This is a genomic window from Allokutzneria sp. NRRL B-24872 (assembly GCF_002155965.1).
In the GTDB taxonomy this organism is placed as follows: domain Bacteria; phylum Actinomycetota; class Actinomycetes; order Mycobacteriales; family Pseudonocardiaceae; genus Allokutzneria.
Window position 1 is genome coordinate 1 of record NZ_MUMH01000404.1, and the last position, 907, is coordinate 907.

Consider the following 907-nt stretch of genomic DNA (forward strand, 5'->3'; position numbering starts at 1 on the left):
ACCTAGAGCTGAAGTTCCGCGTGGAGTCCTCGTCCATGTCCGCGCTCGCCCGGGGCGACTTCCATCTGCGTGACGTGTCCGCCTCCCGGGGCGCCGGAACCTTGACGGGCCGGTTCCTCGACCTGCTGGACACCTCGGCCCGCGCCCGTGCGCACGACGTCCTCGCCGGCCTCCCGGTCAGCGACGCCGGTACCCAGCCGGCGCAGGTCTCGTTCGCCTCCGTCGACCGTGCCCATGCCCATGTGATGCGTGCCCCCGAGATCCTGCCGGACGTCATCAGCGTGGGCGAACACCGCCAGCCCAACAACGGGGTGCTGCCGCTGGAGGACCTGGCCGTCGCCTGCGACCCCCACCGCCTGTATCTGGTGTCGCTGTCGCGGGGCTGCCGCCTGAACCCGCTGACGTTCAACGCCCTGGAGCTGCGCGTCCACACACCGCCGCTGGTCCGCTTCCTGGTGGAGATCACGCGAGCGTCCACCTGCGCCGCGGCGGGATTGTCCTGGGGAGCTGCCGAACACCTGCCGTACCTGCCGCGGGTTCGCGCGGGGCGCATCGTGCTGGCTTCGGCCAGATGGCGGCTGGCCCCTTCGGACCTCCCCCGCGAGGCGGCGTCGGATGCCGAGTGGGTGCAAGCGTTCAGCGAGTGGCGGGCTCGGCGTCGTGTGCCGGCCACGGTCGCCCTCGTCGAGCAGGACCGTCACCTGCCCCTCGACCTCACTCGTGCCGCCGACCTGGAGCTGGTCCGAGCCCACCTGCGGGACGCGGCTGTCGCGGTGCTCGTCGAAAGATCACCGGACCCTGACGGCTGGCTGAACCAGCACGCCCACGAGGTCGTCGTCCCCCTGACCGCAGCGGACGCCCCGCAGTGGCCGTCCCTGCCGCCCGTATCGCGGGAACGGCTGCTGAC

1 protein-coding gene is annotated in these 907 nt (G+C 72.0%); it reads left to right on the forward strand.

All coding sequences use genetic code 11. The features are described 5' to 3' along the window. Positions 1-35: 35 nt before the first annotated feature. Positions 36-907: lantibiotic dehydratase (locus tag CCN37_RS38340; protein ID WP_246843625.1), on the forward strand; the 872-nt coding region annotated here is incomplete at its 3' end.